Source organism: Burkholderia sp. 22PA0106 (genome assembly GCF_047497155.1).
GTDB lineage: Bacteria > Pseudomonadota > Gammaproteobacteria > Burkholderiales > Burkholderiaceae > Burkholderia.
Genome location: NZ_CP163162.1, coordinates 24,479 through 42,425, shown reverse-complemented (window position 1 = coordinate 42,425; position 17,947 = coordinate 24,479). Strand labels below are relative to the sequence as shown.

17 protein-coding genes are annotated in these 17,947 nt (G+C 67.6%); 7 read left to right on the top strand and 10 right to left on the bottom strand.

Annotated features, from left to right (window positions below):
* Positions 1-8: 8 nt before the first annotated feature.
* The 6 genes from AB4850_RS00190 to AB4850_RS00165 all read right to left on the bottom strand — a co-directional run bounded on the left by AB4850_RS00190 (position 9) and on the right by AB4850_RS00165 (position 7,373).
* Complete coding sequence (locus AB4850_RS00190) at positions 9-833, bottom strand: MipA/OmpV family protein (RefSeq protein ID WP_414440612.1); 825 nt, start codon at positions 831-833, stop codon at positions 9-11.
* 140 nt (positions 834-973) lie between these two features.
* Entirely contained in the window at positions 974-1,825 is an 852-nt protein-coding gene (locus AB4850_RS00185; RefSeq protein ID WP_414440611.1) for a carbohydrate ABC transporter permease, read from the bottom strand.
* Between the two features lie 19 nt (positions 1,826-1,844).
* Positions 1,845-2,816, bottom strand: a complete 972-nt coding sequence (locus AB4850_RS00180) for a carbohydrate ABC transporter permease (protein ID WP_414442040.1) — start codon at positions 2,814-2,816, stop codon at positions 1,845-1,847.
* Between the two features lie 56 nt (positions 2,817-2,872).
* Positions 2,873-4,126: an ABC transporter substrate-binding protein gene (locus tag AB4850_RS00175; RefSeq protein WP_414440610.1), complete on the bottom strand. Its 1,254-nt coding sequence runs from the start codon at positions 4,124-4,126 to the stop codon at positions 2,873-2,875.
* Between the two features lie 41 nt (positions 4,127-4,167).
* The gene (locus AB4850_RS00170) at positions 4,168-6,177 is read right to left on the bottom strand and encodes a beta-galactosidase (RefSeq protein WP_414440609.1); all 2,010 of its coding nucleotides are present in this window, start codon (positions 6,175-6,177) and stop codon (positions 4,168-4,170) included.
* Between the two features lie 23 nt (positions 6,178-6,200).
* Positions 6,201-7,373: an ABC transporter ATP-binding protein gene (locus AB4850_RS00165; RefSeq protein ID WP_414440608.1), complete on the bottom strand. Its 1,173-nt coding sequence runs from the start codon at positions 7,371-7,373 to the stop codon at positions 6,201-6,203.
* 198 nt (positions 7,374-7,571) lie between these two features.
* On the opposite strand from AB4850_RS00165, the gene AB4850_RS00160 reads away from it, so the two are divergent.
* On the top strand, positions 7,572-8,606 hold the full coding sequence (locus AB4850_RS00160) for a LacI family DNA-binding transcriptional regulator (RefSeq protein ID WP_414442039.1): 1,035 nt from the start codon (positions 7,572-7,574) through the stop codon (positions 8,604-8,606).
* Between the two features lie 7 nt (positions 8,607-8,613).
* Here AB4850_RS00160 and AB4850_RS00155 read toward each other — a convergent pair whose 3' ends face one another.
* Both AB4850_RS00155 and gltP read right to left on the bottom strand, forming a co-directional pair.
* Entirely contained in the window at positions 8,614-9,888 is a 1,275-nt protein-coding gene (locus tag AB4850_RS00155; protein WP_414440607.1) for an aminotransferase class V-fold PLP-dependent enzyme, read from the bottom strand.
* Positions 9,889-9,952: 64 nt separating this feature from the next.
* Positions 9,953-11,278, bottom strand: coding sequence for a glutamate/aspartate:proton symporter GltP (gltP, locus tag AB4850_RS00150; RefSeq protein ID WP_414440606.1), 1,326 nt, complete (start codon positions 11,276-11,278; stop codon positions 9,953-9,955).
* 130 nt (positions 11,279-11,408) lie between these two features.
* Here gltP and AB4850_RS00145 point away from each other — a divergent pair, with 130 nt between their 5' ends.
* A complete protein-coding gene (locus AB4850_RS00145; RefSeq protein WP_414440605.1) occupies positions 11,409-12,317 on the top strand; it encodes a LysR family transcriptional regulator in 909 nt (302 codons plus the stop codon).
* Between the two features lie 12 nt (positions 12,318-12,329).
* On the opposite strand, the gene AB4850_RS00140 is transcribed toward AB4850_RS00145, so the two are convergent.
* Positions 12,330-13,187, bottom strand: coding sequence for an SDR family NAD(P)-dependent oxidoreductase (locus AB4850_RS00140; RefSeq protein ID WP_414440604.1), 858 nt, complete (start codon positions 13,185-13,187; stop codon positions 12,330-12,332).
* A gap of 38 nt (positions 13,188-13,225) precedes the next feature.
* Entirely contained in the window at positions 13,226-13,552 is a 327-nt protein-coding gene (locus AB4850_RS00135) for a helicase (RefSeq protein WP_414440603.1), read from the bottom strand.
* Between the two features lie 96 nt (positions 13,553-13,648).
* Here AB4850_RS00135 and AB4850_RS00130 point away from each other — a divergent pair, with 96 nt between their 5' ends.
* The 5 genes from AB4850_RS00130 to AB4850_RS00110 all read left to right on the top strand — a co-directional run bounded on the left by AB4850_RS00130 (position 13,649) and on the right by AB4850_RS00110 (position 17,901).
* Complete coding sequence (locus tag AB4850_RS00130) at positions 13,649-14,404, top strand: alpha/beta fold hydrolase (protein WP_414440602.1); 756 nt, start codon at positions 13,649-13,651, stop codon at positions 14,402-14,404.
* 343 nt (positions 14,405-14,747) lie between these two features.
* A complete protein-coding gene (locus AB4850_RS00125) occupies positions 14,748-15,359 on the top strand; it encodes a PadR family transcriptional regulator (protein ID WP_414442038.1) in 612 nt (203 codons plus the stop codon).
* Positions 15,360-15,391: 32 nt separating this feature from the next.
* Entirely contained in the window at positions 15,392-16,219 is an 828-nt protein-coding gene (locus AB4850_RS00120; RefSeq protein ID WP_414440601.1) for a siderophore-interacting protein, read from the top strand.
* A gap of 287 nt (positions 16,220-16,506) precedes the next feature.
* Positions 16,507-16,746 carry a hypothetical protein gene (locus AB4850_RS00115; protein WP_414440600.1) on the top strand — a complete coding sequence of 80 codons (240 nt, stop codon included), beginning with the start codon at positions 16,507-16,509 and terminating at the stop codon, positions 16,744-16,746.
* A gap of 414 nt (positions 16,747-17,160) precedes the next feature.
* On the top strand, positions 17,161-17,901 hold the full coding sequence (locus tag AB4850_RS00110; protein WP_414440599.1) for an acetoacetate decarboxylase: 741 nt from the start codon (positions 17,161-17,163) through the stop codon (positions 17,899-17,901).
* Positions 17,902-17,947: the final 46 nt, after the last annotated feature.

The window sequence follows — 17,947 nt, the reverse complement described above, 5'->3', positions numbered from 1 at the left end:
CGGACGACTCACTTGAACTGATACAGGTAACCGATGCGCGCCTCGGGCACGTAGCGCCGCCCGACCAGCGGGCTGTCGGCCACGCTGCCGCCCAGCCGCGTCACGCCCACGTCGAGCAGCACGCGCTGATGCGCATCGAGCGCGTAGGTGAACTGCGACCCGAGCGAATATTGCCAGGTCGAGCCGGCCGTGTAGGCGGGCCGCCACGCACGGGCCTCGGACGGCATCACGCCGTAGTAGTAATCGGTATAGCTATGGTCGAGCCATTGCGCGCCCACGTGCGGCTCGATCGAGAAGCGCCCCGCGTGGAACGTGCGCGAGAACTCGAGCTTGGCCTGCTCGCCCTTGTTGCCGCCCAGCAGGAAATCGCCCGACAGCGTGCCGAACGCGTTGCGCCACGCCAGCGCAGGACCATACCAGAGCGCGCCCTTGCGGTCCTGCATGCCGTTCAGGATCGGCGCGTCGGAGCCGCTGTAGCCGTCGAACAGGCCGAAGCGCGCGCGCAGCGCGACGCTCAGGCCGCTCCACTGGCCCACCTTCAGGTCGAGCGTGGTGCCGAGCACGTGCACCCATTTGTCGTCGAAATAGAGCAGCGGGATCGGCGAAACCTTCGCGCCGTCGCCGCGATACGGCGATGCCTCGACGCCCACGCCCGCGCCCAGCCCCCAATGCGTGACGTTGGTGGCGCTGCCGAGGATCGTGAAGCCGTCGGCGTCGCTGTCCTGCGGCGGAGCCGACAGCGATTGCGCCGAAGCGAGGGAAACGGTGGCGGACCAGGTCAGGCAGATCGCGCCGGCACGCAGGCAAGCAGTACGAAGGAAAGGAAATGTCACGGTATCGCGCCCAAGGGTGGAAGAAACACCGTGACTGTAGAAACGGACGACTTACCGCGGACTTACCGGCATCGGCTTTTTGCGGCAGTGCAGCGGCGGGTGCCGCAGCCGCTGCGTATCGCACCGCCGTCGCCACCCCGTCAGCCCTTGGTCGCCCCGAACGTCAGCCCCGCCACGAAATGCTTCTGCATCGCGAAGAACATCGCCACCGAGGGCAGCGCCGCCAGCACCGAGCCCGCCGACACCAGGTTCCACGAGGTGGTCCATTGACCGCGCAGCGCGGCCACGCCCACCGTGATCGGCGCGGCGTCGTCGCCTTGCGTCAGGCACAGCGCCCAGAAGTAATCGTTCCAGACGAACGTGAACACCAGGATCGCCAGCGCCGCGAGCGCCGGGCGGATCAGCGGCAGGATGATGCGGAAGAACACCGTCCACTCGCTCGCGCCCTCGATTCTCGCCGCCTCGACCAGCTCGAACGGCAGTTGCTTGATGAAGTTGCGCAGGAACAGCGCGCAGAAGCCGGTCTGGAACGACAGATGGAACAGGATCAGCCCGCCCACCGAGTTGTAGAGGCCGAGCTTCAGCGTCAGGTCGCGCACCGGGATCATCAGCACCTGGATCGGCACGAAATTGCCCGCCACGAACGTGCCGAACAGCGCCGCGTTGCCGGGAAAGCGGTAGATCGCCAGCGCGAAGCCGGCCATCGCCGCCAGCACGATCGCGCCGGCCACCGAGGGCAGCGTGATCAGGATGCTGTTCCAGAAGTAATGGAGCATCGGCGAGGCGGTCAGCGCCTCGCGGTAGTTCTCGACCAGCGCGAAGCGGTGCGGCCAATCCCAGTAATGGCCGGCGGCCAGTTCCTCGGACGAGCGCACCGAGGTCACCAGCACCGCGATCAGCGGCAGCAGCCACAGCAGCAGCGCGAGCGGCAGCGACAGGCGGTAGAGGCGGCGCGTGGCCGGTTTCCAGCGGTCGATCGGCAACGGATACATGGGCGTCTCCCGGAAACGGTCAGTGTTCGCTGCGCAGCAGATGGCGCAGGTGATAGACGATGTAGAGCAGCATGATCGCGAACAGCACCACGGCGATGGCGGAGGCATAGCCGAAACGGAAATACTTGATCGCCTGGTCGTACATGTAATAGGCCAGCACGGTGGAGCTGTCGAACGGGCCGCCCGAGGTCATCACCGAGATCAGGTCGAAGCTGCGCAGCGCGCCGATCACGGTCACCACGATCGCCATGAAGGTGGTGGGCCGCAGTTGCGGCAGGATCACGTGCCACAGCAGCGTCCAGCCCTTCGCGCCTTCCATGCGCGCCGCCTCGATCTGCTCGCTGCTCAGGGTGGTCAGCCCGGTCAGGTAAAGGATCATGCAGTAGGCCGATTGCGGCCACAGCGCCGCGAAGATCACGCCCAAGGTGGCGTAGCGCGGGTCGCCGAGCACCGGGATGCCGTGCCCGAAAATCAGCCGCAGCAGGCCGAAGGTCGGATCGTAGAACCACGAATAGATCAGCCCGACCACCACGCCCGACAGCACGAACGGCGCGAAGAACAGCGATTTGACGAGCCGCATGCCGCGCACGGCCTGGTTCAGATATAGCGCGGCGGCCAGCCCGAACGGCGGCGCGAGCAGGAACAGCACGAGCCAGATCAGGTTGTTTTTGAGCGCCGTGTAGAACGTGTCGGCGTGCAGCAGCTCGACGTAGTTCGCCAGGCCCACGAACGCCGGATCGCTCATGCCGTCCCACTGGAAGAACGACAGCCGAAGGGTCGACAGCACGGGCCACACCACGTAGCACGCGAACATCACGCAGGCGGGCGCGAGGAACAGCGCGGCGGTCAGGCGCTGGCGGCGCTCGGTGGGCGACGCACGGCGGCGACGAGGCCGCGCCGCGTGGGACGCGGCCGGACGCTCGGGCCGGGCGCCGTCGCTGCGCGGCCCGGCCTGCACCGGGGCGCGGGTGTCGGCGTGGGTATGAAGCACGGAACGGGTCACGAATCACCTCCTGGGCGGCCGGGCGCGCGCCCGGCCGGTGCGGCTTACTTTTTGTAGATGCGCTGGCGCGTGGCTTCGAGCTGGGCCAGGATCGCGTCGATCTTCGACGGATCGGCGAGGAACTGCTGCATGCCCTTCATGCCCTCGTCGGCCATCTCCTTGGTCATGTCGCGATCGTAGAACTGCGCGATGCCGCCCGTCGTGCTCGACAGGATATGGAAGCCGATCTTCGAGATCGGATCGTCCGGCTCCGGCGACTGGCTGTTGGCCGGCAGCGAGCCGAGCCCCTTGGCCAGTTGCGCGCTGATCGCGGGTGTTTGCGTGAACGCGAGGAACGCGTGCGCATCGGCCTTGTTCTTCGCCTTCGACGGAATGTGCAGCGATTCGACCGGGCCATCCTCGGCGGTCGGCACCTTCGGGTCGATCACCGGGAAGCGGAAGAAGCCCATGTCCTGGCGCACCGCCGGCGTGAAGCCGCCGGTGATGAAGGTGCCCATCAGCATCATCGCGGCCTTGTCCTGGAACAGGAACGGCTGCGCGGCGTCGAGATCGTAGGACAGCGCGTTGTCGATGAAGTAGCCCGCGTCGATCAGTTGCCGCCACGCCGTGTAAACCTTCTTCACGCGCGCGTCGGTGTAGGGGATGGTGCCCGCCATCAGTTGCTGGTGGAACGCGTTGCCGTTCAGGCGCAGGTCGAGATAGTCGAACCAGCCGGCCAGCGTCCACGCGTCGCGCCCGGCCACGGCGATCGGCGTGATGCCGGCCGCCTTGAGCTTCTTGCAATCGTCGAGGAATTCCGCCCAGGTGGCCGGTTCGTTCGCAATCCCGACCTTCTTGAACAGGTTCTTGCGATAGAACATGCCCCACGCGTAATACACGGTGGGCGCCGCGTACGGCTTGCCGTTGTACGACGAGGCCTCCTTGGTGGACGCATACATGCCGTCCCAATGATTGGCCTGCCAGTCGGCCGACAGATCCTCGAACAGGCCGCGCTTGGCGTAATAGGCCATGCGCTCGCCGTCGTGCCAGGTGACGATGTCGGGCGGCGCGGTCATCAGCCAGTTCGGCAACTGCGCCTTGTAGGCTTCCTCGTCGACGAACGCGGTCTTCACCTCGGTGCCGGGATGCGTCTTGCGGAACTGCTCGATCACCTGCGTCCACACGGTGCGCTGGCTCGCGCCCTTGAACGCGATGTTGATCGTCAGCGTGCCGGCTGCGGCGCTCGCCGTCCAGGCGCCGGCCAGGGCCGCCACGGCGAGCGCCGCGACGGTAGTACGCAAGCGAAGCTGGGTTTTCATCGGTTGTCTCCTGTTTCGGTTGTTGTTGGCGCTGCGAAAGATCATCGGGCCGGGGCGGCGTCGAGCGAACGGTAGACGGCCACGCCGGCCGCCTCGATGCGCCGCGTGCCGATCAGAATCGCCGCGTCGGGCACTGCGGCGTCGAGTTCGTGCACGGCCGGGCCGTAGTTGAAGACCCAGGTCAGCGCGCCGCGCCGGCTCACGCGCACCGCGTCGCCGAGCGCCACCGGCGCGAGGCCCGCTTCGCGTGCGATGCGCGCGAACAGCCGCGCGGTGGTGGCGTCGTCGAACAGGCTCGCCAGGTAATGGAACGCGCCGTGCCGCACGTAGGCCGGATGGCCGTCGCCGAACTGCGCGCGGGTTTCGGTGGCAGCGTCGCCTGCTTCAAGCAGGTCGCGCCAGTGACGCGCGCGGCCGTCGAACGCCGCGTCGCCATCGGCCGCTGCGATCCGCACCGGCTCTTCGACGTTCGGCCGCAGCGATTCGACGCGCCACACGCGGATCGGCAGCGGGCCGGCGGCAAGCGCGCCGGGCGGCAGGTTGGCGGGGATCTGCAGGCTCGGCGTCTTGGAGCCGGTGCGCGGCCCGAGCACCACCTGCGCGCCACTGGCCGCGAGCCGCTGCGCCAGCGCGTCGGGCAAGATCGGCAGCGGCGGCACGACGATCATCGAATAGCCGTCGAGCGGCGCGTCGACCGGCACCACGTCCACATCGAAGCCGAGCGAGCGCAGCGCCGAGTAATACTCCACGGCGAAACGCGGATAGTGGAAATCGGCGCCCTGCGGGTGGATCTCGAACAGCCATTTGGCCGGGTAGTCGAACAGCAGCGCGACGCGCGCCGGCACCGCCGCCGTGGCGTCGCCGCCGTGTTCGGCCAGCAGCGCGCGCAACTCGTCGGCCACCTGCGCGGCCTCGCCGCCGCCCACGTCGAGCCGGTTGTCGGGCGTGTTCAGCCCCGCGTGCATCTGCTCCTGCGCGAACGGCGCCTGCCGCCAGCGGAAATAGGACACGCAGCCCGCGCCGTGCGCGAACGCCTCCCAGCTCCAGAGCCGCACCATGCCGGGCAGCGGCGCGGGGTTCCATTGCGCCCAGTTGACCGGCCCCGGCTGCTGCTCCATCACCCAGAACGGCAGCTTCGACATGCCGCGATACAAGTCGTGATTGAACGACGCGAAATCGGGATGCCCGGTGCGCAGGTAGCGCGCCTTGACCTCGGGCGCGTACCACTGCTCCTCCAGCGCGCCGAGCGGGTAACTGTCCCAGCTCGCCACGTCGAGATCGGCGGCCACCGGATAGTGGTCGAACTCCGTGAACAACTGCATGAAGTTGTGCGCCACCGGCCGCTGCGGCGAGTGCGCGCGAATGATGTCCACCTGCATGCGGTTGTAGCGGCGCACTTCGTCGGAAGCGAAGCGGCGGTAGTCGAGCCGGTGCGACGGCTGCGCCTCGGTCACCGTGCCGACGGGCGCGTCGATCTCGTCGAAGCTGCGATATTCCATGCTCCAGAACACCGTGCCCCAGGCCTGGTTCAGCGCATCGACGCTGCCGTAACGCTCGCGCAGCCAGAGCCGGAAGCGCGCCACCGCGGCCGGCGAATAACTGAGCACGGTGTTGTGGCAGCCGTATTCGTTGTCGGTCTGCCAGTAGGCGACGGCCGGATGCTGCCCGTAGCGCTGCGCCACCGCCTCGCAAATCCGCCGCGACGCCTCGAAGTAATCGGGCGACGAGAAATCGTAATGACGCCGCGAGCCAAACGCGCGCCGCCGGCCGTCCGCGCCCACCGGCAGGATCTCGGGATGGCGGTCGATCAGCCATTTCGGCGGCGTCGCGGTGGGCGTGCACATCACCACCTGCAGGCCCGCCGCGCCGAGCGTGTCGATCGCGCGGTCGAGCCAGCCCCAGTCGAATTCGCCGGGCGACGGCTCGATCCGGCTCCACGCGAATTCCGCGATTCGTACCTGCTCGATGCCGAGCGCCTTCATGCGCGCGGCATCGTCTTTCCACATGGCTTCGGGCCAGTGCTCCGGGTAATAGCAAACGCCAAGGCGCATCGGTGGATCCTCGTTGGTGAGCGTCAGATGATGGGAAGCGGTTCGAGCGCGCGCGCCGCCAGCGGCGCGACGACGAAACCGTCGGCGGCAAACAGGTGGCATGAGGCGGCGGGCGCGCGCACCGTGACGGTGTCGCCCGGCGCGACGCGCCATTCGCCCGGAGCCTTGGCGATCAGCGTGCCGCCGTCGTGCTGCTCCAGGTGCACGTAGCTGTGCTCGCCGAGCGCTTCGACGAGCGCCACGCGGCGCGTCAGCGCGAGGCCCGGCGCGGCGTGCGGGCGCGCCGCCGCGCCGTCGAATTCGAGATGTTCCGGGCGCACGCCGAACGTCACCGCATCGCCGGGCGCGACGCGCGCCGCATCCACCGGCAACGCCACCGTCTCGCCGCTCGCGTCGAGCCGCACGGTCACCGCGCCGTGCGCCGACGCTTCCACCGTCGCGCGCAGGAAGTTCATGCGCGGCGAGCCGATGAAGCCCGCCACGAACAGGCTCGCCGGCCGGTGATACAAGGCCAGCGGCGCGCCCACCTGCGCGATGCTGCCGTGGCGCTCGGCGTCCGCGCCGGCCTGCAGCAGCACGATCTTGTCGGCCAGCGTCATCGCCTCGATCTGGTCGTGCGTCACGTAGACCACGCTCGCGCCCTTGAACTGCCGGTGCAGGCGGCCGATTTCGATGCGGGTCTGGCCGCGCAGCGTCGCGTCGAGATTCGACAGCGGTTCGTCGAACAGGAACACGCCCGGCTCGCGCACGATCGCGCGGCCGATCGCGACGCGCTGGCGCTGGCCGCCCGACAGCGCCTTCGGATAGCGCTCGAGCAGTGCGTCGAGTTGCAGGATGCGGGCCGCGTCGCGCACCCGCGTGTCGATCTCGGCCTTCGGCGTCTTCGCCAGGCGCAGGCCGAACGCGATGTTCTCGTAGACGGTCATGTGCGGAAACAGCGCGTAGCTCTGGAACACCATCGCCACGCCGCGTTGCGCGGCCGGCACGTCGTTCACGCGCCGCCCGTCGATATGCACGTCGCCCTCGGTCACGTCCTCCAGCCCCGCGATCATCCGCAGCAAGGTGGATTTGCCGCAGCCCGACGGGCCGAGAAACACGCAGAACTCGTGCACGCCGATCTCCAGGTCGATCCCGTGGATGACGGGCGCGCCGTGCCCGTAGGCTTTTTGCACGCCGGCCAACGAAATGCTCGCCATTGCTGCGTCTCCATGATGTAATCGCGCTCATCTTGGTTAAGCGCTTAATCATTTGCAATCGAAAAAACCGACCTGTGGCCGATCGGTTGTTTCGTCTCCGTATTGCTTGTCATGCGTTCTGATTGCCGGGCCATGATGCAACGGCGCCGCGTTGCCATGCAAATACTGAACACGCCGTCCCAGATACTAAACACCTCGATGACCACGCTGAACGAAGTCGCCCAGGCGGCGGGCGTCACGCCCGCGACCGTCTCCAACGTATTGCGCAACCGCGGCCGGGTGGGCGCGAAGACGCGCGAGCGCGTGCTGGCCGCCGTCGAGGCGCTCGGCTACCGCCCGCACCTGGCCGCGCGTGCGCTGGCCGAGGGGCGCGCGCCCACGCTCGCGCTGATGGTGTCGAGCATCGCGAACCCGTTCTACCCCGAGTTCGCGCTCGCGGTGGAGCATGCGCTGCGCCGCAGCGGGCGGTTCCTGATCATCTGCAACACCGAGAACGATCCCGACATCGGGCGCGCGTATCTGCAGCAGATCGCCGGCACGCTGTCCGAGGGCGTGCTGGTGATGAACGCCAACCTCGATCTCGACGACCTGCACCGCACCATGGAGCGCGGCACGCCGGTGGTGTTGTGCATGTGGGAGCGCCCCGAGGCCGCGCCGGCGCTGCCGAGCGTGGCGGTGGATTTCCGGCGCGCGGGCGAGCTGGCCGCGCGGCATTTGCTCGAACTCGGGCATCGCCGGATCGGCGCGATCGTCGGCAGCAAGGTGACGGGCATCCACGCGGCGCGCTACGAGGGCTTTCTCGACGCGCTGGCGGCGGCCGGCCTCGACGGCGCGGCCGCGCCGCTGCGCTACGGGCCGGACACGATCCAGGGCGGCTACGAGGCCGCGCGCGCGCTGCTCGACGCGCACCCGGAGCTGACCGCGCTGTTCGCCACCAACGACCTGCCCGCGCTCGGCGCGATGCACGCCGCCGCCGATGCGGGGCTGGCTGTGCCGGCGCAGTTGTCGGTGGTCGGCATCACCGATATCCAGCTCGCGCGCGAATCGCGGCCCGCGCTGACCACGGTGGCCGTGCCCACGGCCGAGGCGGCCGCGCTGGCGGTGGAACTGCTCGGCGAACTGATCGAGGCCGAAGCCAACGGCGCCGATCCGCAAGCCGGGCCGGCGCGCACACGTGTGACGTCGGCCCCGTGGTTGGTGGTGCGGGGGTCCACGGCGGGGCCGCGGGGGTGAGGCAGGTTCAGATCGCGGCGGCGATCTCGGCCGTCACGGCCAGGAAGCGTTCGATGTCGCGCGGCGCGTGGCAGTGCAGCGGCGAGATACGCACCGCCCCTTCGAGGCCGAACGACCGCAGCATGCGGCCCGAGTAAAGGCTCGTGCCGATCCGCTCGTAGACGATCACGCCACGCTTCGCGTATTCACGCACGGCGGCCGTCGGGTCCAGCCCCTTGAAGCCGATGCCGGCGATCAGGTCGCGGCGCGTCAGGTCGTCGTGATCCCAGAACACCGACACGCCGTCGATCGAGCGCAGCCCGCGCTGCACCGGCGTGCCGTCGAGCAGCAGCACCAGCAACGCGCGCTCGTGCGCCTCGATGCGCTGCATGCCCTGCACGAATTGCTCGCGGCGCTCGTGCGCATCGCTGAACTGCGCGCCGATCCACGCCACGTAATCGACGATCGCACTGACCACCTCGAAATGCGCCGGCGTCGGGCTGCCGAGTTCCCACACGTCGGGCGCCTTCGCGTCGAGCCGGTGATGCGGCAGCGTCGCGAGCCGCTCCGACAGCCAGGTCACGCCCGCGCCCCGGCAGCCGAAGAACTTGTACGGCGCGAAGTTGATGCCGTCCACCGGCATCTTCTGCAGGTCGATCGCGGCGTGCGGCGCGTGCTGCACGGCGTCCACGATGATGAACAAGTCCGGCTTGCGCGCGCGGGCGCGCTCGACGATTGCCGCGATGTCGAGCTTCGCGCCCGAGATGTTCGACGCATACATCACGCTCAACAGCGTGGTGTCGTCGTCGATCAGCGAGACGATGGCGTCCACGTCCACGCCGCCTGTTTCGGGGTTGCTCGGCGCGACGCGCAGCGCCTTGCCGGTGCGTTCGCAGTAGCGCTGCATCGCGTCGAACGACGACGGATGCTCCAGGATCGTGGTCACGGCGTTGTTGCCGGGCACGTTCTCCATGACCGCGCGCACCATCTCGAACATCGCGGCCGACGCCGTCAGCGACAGGTACACGCTGCCGCCGCGCGCGTTGAAGATATGGCGCACGTCGGCCTCGCCCTTCGCCTGCACGTCCTGCAGGAACCGCGCACGCGCGTGGATGCGTTCGGGGCAATCCGGCAGCGCGTCGATGCGCGCGAACGCCTCGGAGGCCGCCTTCAGGCGGAACGAGCCGCCGGCGTTGTCGAAAAACAGCCGCTCGCTGCCGTCGATATCGCGATCGACGTAATGAAAGCGCTGCTTGATCTGCTCCATGAGCGAGTCGGAAAACAGGTGTCCCTGGCTGGTCATCTGAGTGGTTCCTGAAAGTGAATCCGGTAAAAACGAAGTCGGTACGAAGCGCGGGCGGCGCGCCTTAGGCGTCCAGCGACGCGAGGTAGGCCCGACCCTTTTCGGCGTCGTACTGGCGCTCCCATTTCGCGATCACGAGCGGCGCCAGCGCGTTGCCGACCACGTTCAGCGCGGTGCGGCCCATGTCCATGATGCGATCGACGCCGGCGATGAACGCCAGCCCTTCGAGCGGCAGGCCGGCGCTGGCGAGCGTGGTCAGCAGGATCACGAACATGAAGCCCGGCACGCCGGCCGCGCCCTTCGACGTCACGACCATCGTGAGCACCAGCACGAGCTGCTCCTGCAGGCCCAAGTGCACGCCGTAGAGCTGCGCGACGAACAGTGTGCCGATGCCGAGATAGATCGATGCGCCGTCGAGGTTGAACGTGTAGCCGGTGGGCACCACGAACGTGGTGATGCTCTTGGGCACGCCGTAGTCCTCCATCTTCTTCATCAGTTGCGGCAGCACCGAGGCCGAACTGCAGGTAGAGAACGCGATGATCAGTTCGTCCTTGATCACGCGCAGCAGCGTGAAGATACGGAATCCGAACAAACGGGCCGTCACGCCGAGCACGCAGACGGCAAACAGCACGATTGCCAGATAGGTCACGGCCACCAGCTTGATCAGCGGCAGCAGCGAGCCGAAACCGAAGTTCGCCACCGTGATCGCGATCAGCGCGCACACGCCGATCGGCGCATAGCGCATCACCATGCCGGTCACCTTGAACATGGTGTCGCCGATGCCCTTGAAGGTGGCCAGCACCGGCGCGCGATATTCGGCCGGCACCGTCTGCAGGCCGAGCCCGAACAGCACCGAAAAGAAGATCACCGGCAGCAGGTCGCCGCGCCCCATCGACATCACGATGTTGTCGGGAATGATGCCGAGCAACAGCGCCATGAAGCCGTGATGGCCCTGCGTTTGTTGCGAGGTCTGCTGGAAGCGCGCGATATCGGTGTGCGAGAGTTGCGACAGGTCGGTGCCCACGCCCGGATGCAGCAGGTTGCCGAGCACCAGGCCGATCACGATCGCGAGCGTCGTGACGATCTCGAAATAGATCAGCGTCTTCAGGCCGATGCGGCCGAGCGAGCGCCCGTCGCCCACGCCCGCGATGCCCACCACCATGCTGGTGAACACGATCGGCACCACCACCATCTTGATCAGGCGGATGAAGATGTCGCCGGCCGGTTGCAGCAGGCCGTCGATCGCCTGGGCGCGCAGTTGCGGCGCGTGGTTCAGCACCACCCCCACCGCGATGCCGGCTACCAGGCCGATCAGGATTTGCCAGGCGAGGCTGATGCGCGGCTTGCGCTCGGCCCGGGCGGGGTGAGGGGTGTCGATGACGGAGTCCATGGTGTCTCCAGAGGCTGGCGGTTGGCATGCATGCGGCATGCGATGGGCCAAACATAAGCAGCCAAAAGAAACGAAAAAAGCGATATTTAGTTATGAGAAACTATCGCTTTAATTCATCCATTCGTTCGCCGTGCTGACTTTCAAGCAAATGGAAGCGCTGTACTGGATCGTCAAGCTCGGTTCGTTCGAGGCCGCCGCCGCGCGGCTGAACACCACCCAATCGGCGATCTCGAAGCGCGTGCAGGAGCTGGAGCGCGCGTTCGACATCGCCGTGTTCGACCGGGCGAACCGCAGCGCGCGGCTGACCGAAAAGGGCAGCGAATTCTTCGATTACGCGCAGGCGTTGCTCGAACAGCGCGACCGGGTGGTCGAGCGCATCAGCTCGAAAACCTCGCTGGTGCGCCAGATCCGCATCGGCGTGACGGAGCTGACCGCGTTGACCTGGCTGCCACGCCTGATCGCGGCGATCCAGGCCGAATATCCGAAGGTCACGGTGGAGGCAGAGGTCGATCTGAACGCCACGCTGCGCGAGCGGCTCGCGGCGGGCACGGTGGACGTGATCATCGTGCCGCAGACGCACGAGGTCGAGGCGTTCTCGGCCGCGCTCGTCGGCCATGTCGAGAACGCGTGGATGTGCGCGGCCCATCTGGCGCCGCGCAAGCGGCGCATCGCGCTGGCCGACATCGCGCAGTTCCAGTTGATCCTGCAAGGCAGCCTGTCCGGCACCGGCCATGTCTACAGCCGTTTCCTCGAAACGCAGGGCGTGGCCTTGCAGAAGACGCTGGCCAGCAGCAGCCTGATCGCGCAGATCGGGCTGGCGCTGTCGGGGCTCGGCATCACCTACCTGCCGCGCGCCTGCCTCTCGCGCATGCTCGAACAGGGCGCGCTGGTCGAGGTGGTCACCACGCCGGCCTTGCCGCCGATCCGCTATCTCGCCATGCATCGCGGCGACGAGCCGCATACGCTGAGCGCCGCCGTGGCGAAGCTCGCGGCGCAATCGTGCGATTTCACATCGAATCTGCTCGATCCCGGGAAGTGAGGCCGCGCCGCATCAGGCGTCGCGCCCCCCGGCCATCGAACCGCGCCGGTACGCCTTCACGAAGATCCGCTGATACGCCGCCCCGAGGCACGCGCTGAGCCAGTAGACGAGGCGCGCATCGCGCCCGATCACCACGCGCCGCGCGTTGCGGCGCACGCCGCGCAGGATGCGCTCGGCCACCGCGTCGGGCGACGTGACGTTGATGGTCTGGTTGCCGCTGTGGCGATGCATCGCCACGTCGCGGCCGGTCAGCTCGGCCACGCGCGGATCGATGCGCGACGCGTTGACGATGTTGGTCGCCACGCCGCCCGGATGCACGCAGGTCGCGCTGACCGGCACGCGCATCAGCTCCAGCTCCATTCGTAAGGATTCCGTATAGCCGCGCACCGCGAACTTGCTCGCGTTGTAGGCGCTTTGCGTCGGTGCGGCCACCAGGCCGAAGATGCTGGAGAGGTTGACGATGTGGCCGTCGCCCGATTCGATCAGGTACGGCAGGAAAGCCTGGGTGCCGTTCACCACGCCCCAGAAATTCACGCGCATCAGCCATTCGAAATCGTCGATCGACATCGTGGCCGCCAGCGCCGTGAGCGACACGCCGGCATTGTTGAAGACCAGATGGATCGCGCCGTGGCGCGCCTTGATGTCGCGCGCCCAGGCCATCATGGCGTCGCGGTCGCCCACGTCCACGCAGTGCTGCGAGACGGCGACGCCGGCCTTGGCGCACAGCGCGGCCGTGTCGGCCAGGCTGGCCGGATCGAGATCCGACAGCGCCAGATGGCAGCCGGCGTTCGCCAGCGCGCGGGCCAGGCTGCGGCCGATGCCCGAGCCCGCGCCGGTGATGACGGCGAGCTTGCCGTCGAACGATTTCATGCGGAGGGTTTCGTTCGCGACATCGCTGACGTCATCGCTTATGCGTCGGTGTCGGCGTCGTCGAGCCAGGGCATCTCCACCGGCGACACCACCAGTTGCTGCCCTTCGCGCTTCGTCTCGAAGATGAAGCCGACCAGGATCATCGAATCGGCATAGGGGATCGGGAACACGTGCGGGTTGTCCGCGTTGCGCAGCGGATGCTCGGGCGTGTTCGCCGTGGCCGCCGCGTTCTCGCGCACGCTTTCCAGCTCGTCGGCCATGCCTTGGCCGCTGACTTTCAGAACACGGTTGCGCAGATCGGTGAAGGGCTCGATCCGCGCCCCGTCTTCGTGATACTCGGGCACTTCGTAGATGAACCAGGACATGGTTTTCTCCCAGGAAAAGGTCGCCATTCTAACAAGCGGGGCGCGCCGGGCGCCGGTGTGCAGTAAGCTCGGGCGTCGCCGTCTTCCACCGCTCCCATGCGCATCGTTCCGCTCGCCCAGTCCCCCGCCGCCCTGCCCACCCTGATCTGCCTGCCCGGCGCGATGTGCAGCCCGCTCGTCTACGCGGATGCCGCGCGGCTGTCGGGCCTGAATGCCGTCGCTTTCGCATGGATGGAGGACGACGGCGCGTTCGATCTCGATTCGATCGCGCGGCGCATCGTCGATGCCGTTCCGGCCGGGCGGGATCTGGTGCTGGTCGGACATTCGCTCGGCACGCCGCTGGCCGTCCTGAGCGCGCTCGCCGCGCACCGGCGCGCGGACGTGCGCATTCGTGGCCTCGTGCTCGCCAACAGCGGCGCGAACACCAGGGGGCACGGCGACGCGTCGGGCATCGTGCGGCGCATCGAGGCCGAATGGGGCGAGCCGATGTGGCAGGCGTTCGCCGCGCGTTGTTTCCAAACGCTGCCCGCGCCGCCGCTGCTCGACGAGATCGTCGGTTATCCCGAGCAATTGCGCAGCGAGGCGGTGGCGCAGGCGATCCGCAGCCAGATCGAGACGGACCTGCTGCCGCTGCTGCCGAGCCTGCCGCCGGTTCCGGTGGCGGTGGTGCACGGGCAGTTCGACGTCGCGCGCACGCTCGCCCATGCCGAGGAGCTGGCCGGGGCGATTCCTGGTGCGACGCTGCATGTGTTGCAGACGGGGCATACGAGCTGTGCGGAAGCGCCGGAGGAATTCGCGGCGATTCTGCGGGGGGTGGCGGAGCAGGCCGCGGGGTCGGCGGCTTCTCGCTGACGGATGTGTCGCCCGCGCGCCGGCCCTCGGCGCGCGATTTCCCGCTGGCCGACCTCCCGGCCGACGCTCTCTCCAAGCGGCAATCACCGCCGCCTCATTTCCCTCCCCCGCTCGCTCCCTCATTTTTTCTCTTGACCATATATCTTTCGATATATATCTTTCGATACATCTTTAGACATGTACGAAGGAGAACACCATGCGTCGTTCCCACCACCACCCGAGCCACGAGGCCTTCGACGGCGACACCCGCCATGCCCACGGCCACGAGCACCACCATCACGGCCACGGCCATCACCACGCACATCACCATGGCCCCCGCCACGCCCTGCACAAGCTCTGGGCGATGGCCGGCGGCCGGCGCGGCGGCGGCCGTCACGGCTTCGGCGGCGGCTTTCCCGAAGGCTTCGGCGGCCCCGGCGGCTTCGACGATCCGCGCATGCCGCGCGGCCGTCAGTTCAATTCCGACGATCTGCAACTGATGCTGCTGTCGCTGCTCGCCGCGCAGCCGAGCCACGGCTACGAGCTGATCAAGGCGCTCGACACGCGCTCGCAAGGCTTCTACGTGCCGAGCCCCGGCATGGTCTATCCGGCGCTGACCTATCTCGAGGAAGTCGGCTACGTCACCGTGGAAGTGGACGGCAACCGCAAGCGTTACGCGCTCGCCGAAGCCGGCCGCGCGCAACTCGATACGGAACGCGAGCGCGTGAACCTGCTGTTCGCGAAGCTCGAACATCTCGGCCGCAAGATGGAATTCATGCGCCGCGCGATGGCCGGCCAGGCGGACGCGGCGGACGGCACGCCCGACGGCGGCTGGCTGCCCGAATTCGTCGAGGCACGCATGGCGCTGAAGGCGGCGCTGTTCCGCAAGAGCGCCGCGGCCGCCGACGAACAGCAACGTATCGCCGCGATCCTGCGCCGCGCGGCAGCGGACATCGACGGCACGCCCGAAGCCTGAGCGCGGCCCGACCCAACCCGGAGAATCGAACCATGCAGAACCCGACTGAACGCGCCGTGACGCGCGTACGCCATACCCTCAAACGCCGCGCACTGACCGTCAAGCAGGTCACGCACGTGACCCCGCACCTGCTGCGCGTGACGCTGACCGGCGACGATCTCGACGACTTCGTCAGCGCGTCGTTCGACGATCACGTCAAGGTGTTCTTCCCCGCGCCGGGCGACGCCGGCGCGCCGCTGCCCGAACTCGGCCCGAACGGCCTGGTGCTGCCCGAAGGCGCGCCGAAGCCGATCATGCGCGACTTCACACCCCGCCGTTACGATCGCGCGGCGCGCGAGCTCGACCTCGAATTCGTGCTGCATCACCCGGGCCCGGCCTCGCAATGGGCCGCGCAGGCCGCCGTCGGCCAGCCGCTCGCGATCGCCGGACCGCGCGGGTCGTTCGTTGTCCCGACGGATTTCGACTGGCATCTGCTGATCGGCGACGACACCGCGCTGCCGGCCATCGCGCGCCGCCTCGAAGAGTTGCCGGCCGGCACGCGCGCCGCCGTGGTGGTGGAAGTGGCCGATGCCTCGGCGCAGCTCGAATTCGCGACGCAGGCGGAGGTCTACACGATCTGGCGCCATCGCGACAACCCGGCGGCCGGCAACGGCGCGGCCGGCGCGCAACTGGTCGAGGCCCTGCGCGAGCTGCCGCTGCCGCAAGGCGACGGCTACGTGTGGGCGGCCGGCGAAGCCGCCGCGATGCGCGCGGTGCGCCAGCACCTGTGCGACGACCGCGGCGTGCACAAGTCGCGCATCCGTGCCTCGGCGTACTGGAAGCGCGGCGCCGAAGGCGTCCACGAATCGCTCGACGACTGACGCCACGGCGAGCGTGATCGAGCCGGCCGCTCGGGCCGGCTTTCGCATGGAAAGCTTGTGGAGATCTGAAACGGCGTGTGACAAATCGGCATCGCAGCCGGCTTGCCGCCATCTGCCGGCCCCGCCGCCGTGGTATATATCGTCGGATTGCTCGCCGCTCGGGCCGATGTGGGCCACGGCGCAGCCGGTACGCAGGGCGCGACGGCACGTGGGCCGGCCGCGATCGCTGCGAACGACAACCGGTGTTCGCCTTCGCGAACACGCGTTCATCGCTTCGGCGCACGACCATGAACACGGATCACACCATGCACGCTACGCTCGCCCGGTCGCTTCGAATCCTCGGCTACGGCGTGCTCGCCGCCATCGTGCTCGCGCTGTTCGTGGCGATGTGCGCGATCCTGCACGATGGCGAACTCAATCGCGAAATCGCCCGCGGCTCGGCCACCGACACGCCCGAATTGCACAGCGGCACCGGCAGCTCGCCGGACGTGGCGCCCGAATCCGCCGCCGCGAAATCGCCGGGCTGATTGCTGCCGCCTCGCACGCGCATTGCACCGCCGCATTGCGTCGCATTTGAAAGCCGAAACGAAAGCATTTCGAAATGCCATGCCGAGGCATGGCGCTTCGCCGATTGCGCACTGCAAAAAGTTCATCAAACATTCGATGCACGCGTCGATGCAGATTGCCTCGCGATCCCGTATCCTCTCACCTCATATCCCGCAAAGGCTCACCGTCGGCGCTCACAAGAACGTCATCGGCACACCGGAAGATGCGAGTTAAGCCGTTTGATTCCATCGAATTTTTAAATCGATTTTGCGTTTTCCTGCCGAAACGCTACGAATTAAGCAATAATCTTTTCCGCTTGCGGCGGCGCACAATCGATCTGCAACGGCATAGGATAGCGACACTCATCCATCAGCAGCGATCCACAAGGAGCCCGCATGAATCCGAGTCAAGTCCTGTCCAATGCGTTCGCGATGCCACTCACGAGTCCGGCTTTTCCGATGGGGCCGTACCGCTTCATCAATCGTGAGTTTCTGATCATCACGTACCGCACCGATCTGGACCGGCTGCGCGAAATCGTCCCCGAACCGCTCAAGGTCACGCAGCCGTTCGTGCATTACGAATTCATTCGCATGCCTGACTCGACGGGTTTCGGCGATTACACCGAAAGCGGCCAGGTGATCCCGGTCGAGTTCGACGGCAAGCCGGGCAGCTACACGCTCGCGATGTACCTCAACGATCACCCGCCGATCGCCGGCGGCCGCGAATTGTGGGGATTCCCGAAGAAACTCGCGCAGCCCACGCTGGAAACCCACATCGACACGCTGCTCGGCACGCTCGACTACGGCCCGGTGCGCGTGGCCACCGGCACGATGGGCTACAAGCACAAGGAACTCGATCTCGTCGAACAGCAGCAGCGCCTGGCCGGCGCGAACTATCTGCTGAAGATCATTCCGCACGTTGACGGCAGCCCGCGCATCTGCGAACTGGTTCGCTATTACCTGCAGGACATCAAGATGAAGGGCGCGTGGACCGGCCCGGCCTCGCTGCATCTCGCACCGCACGCGCTCGCGCCGGTGGCCGACCTGCCGGTGCTCGAAATCGTCGAGGCCCGCCACATCATGGCGGACCTGACGCTGGGCCTCGGCGAAGTCGTCCACGATTACCTCGCGAAGTAACGCATCGCCTCACCTGAACTCCTCCAACCACTCATCAGGAAAACGA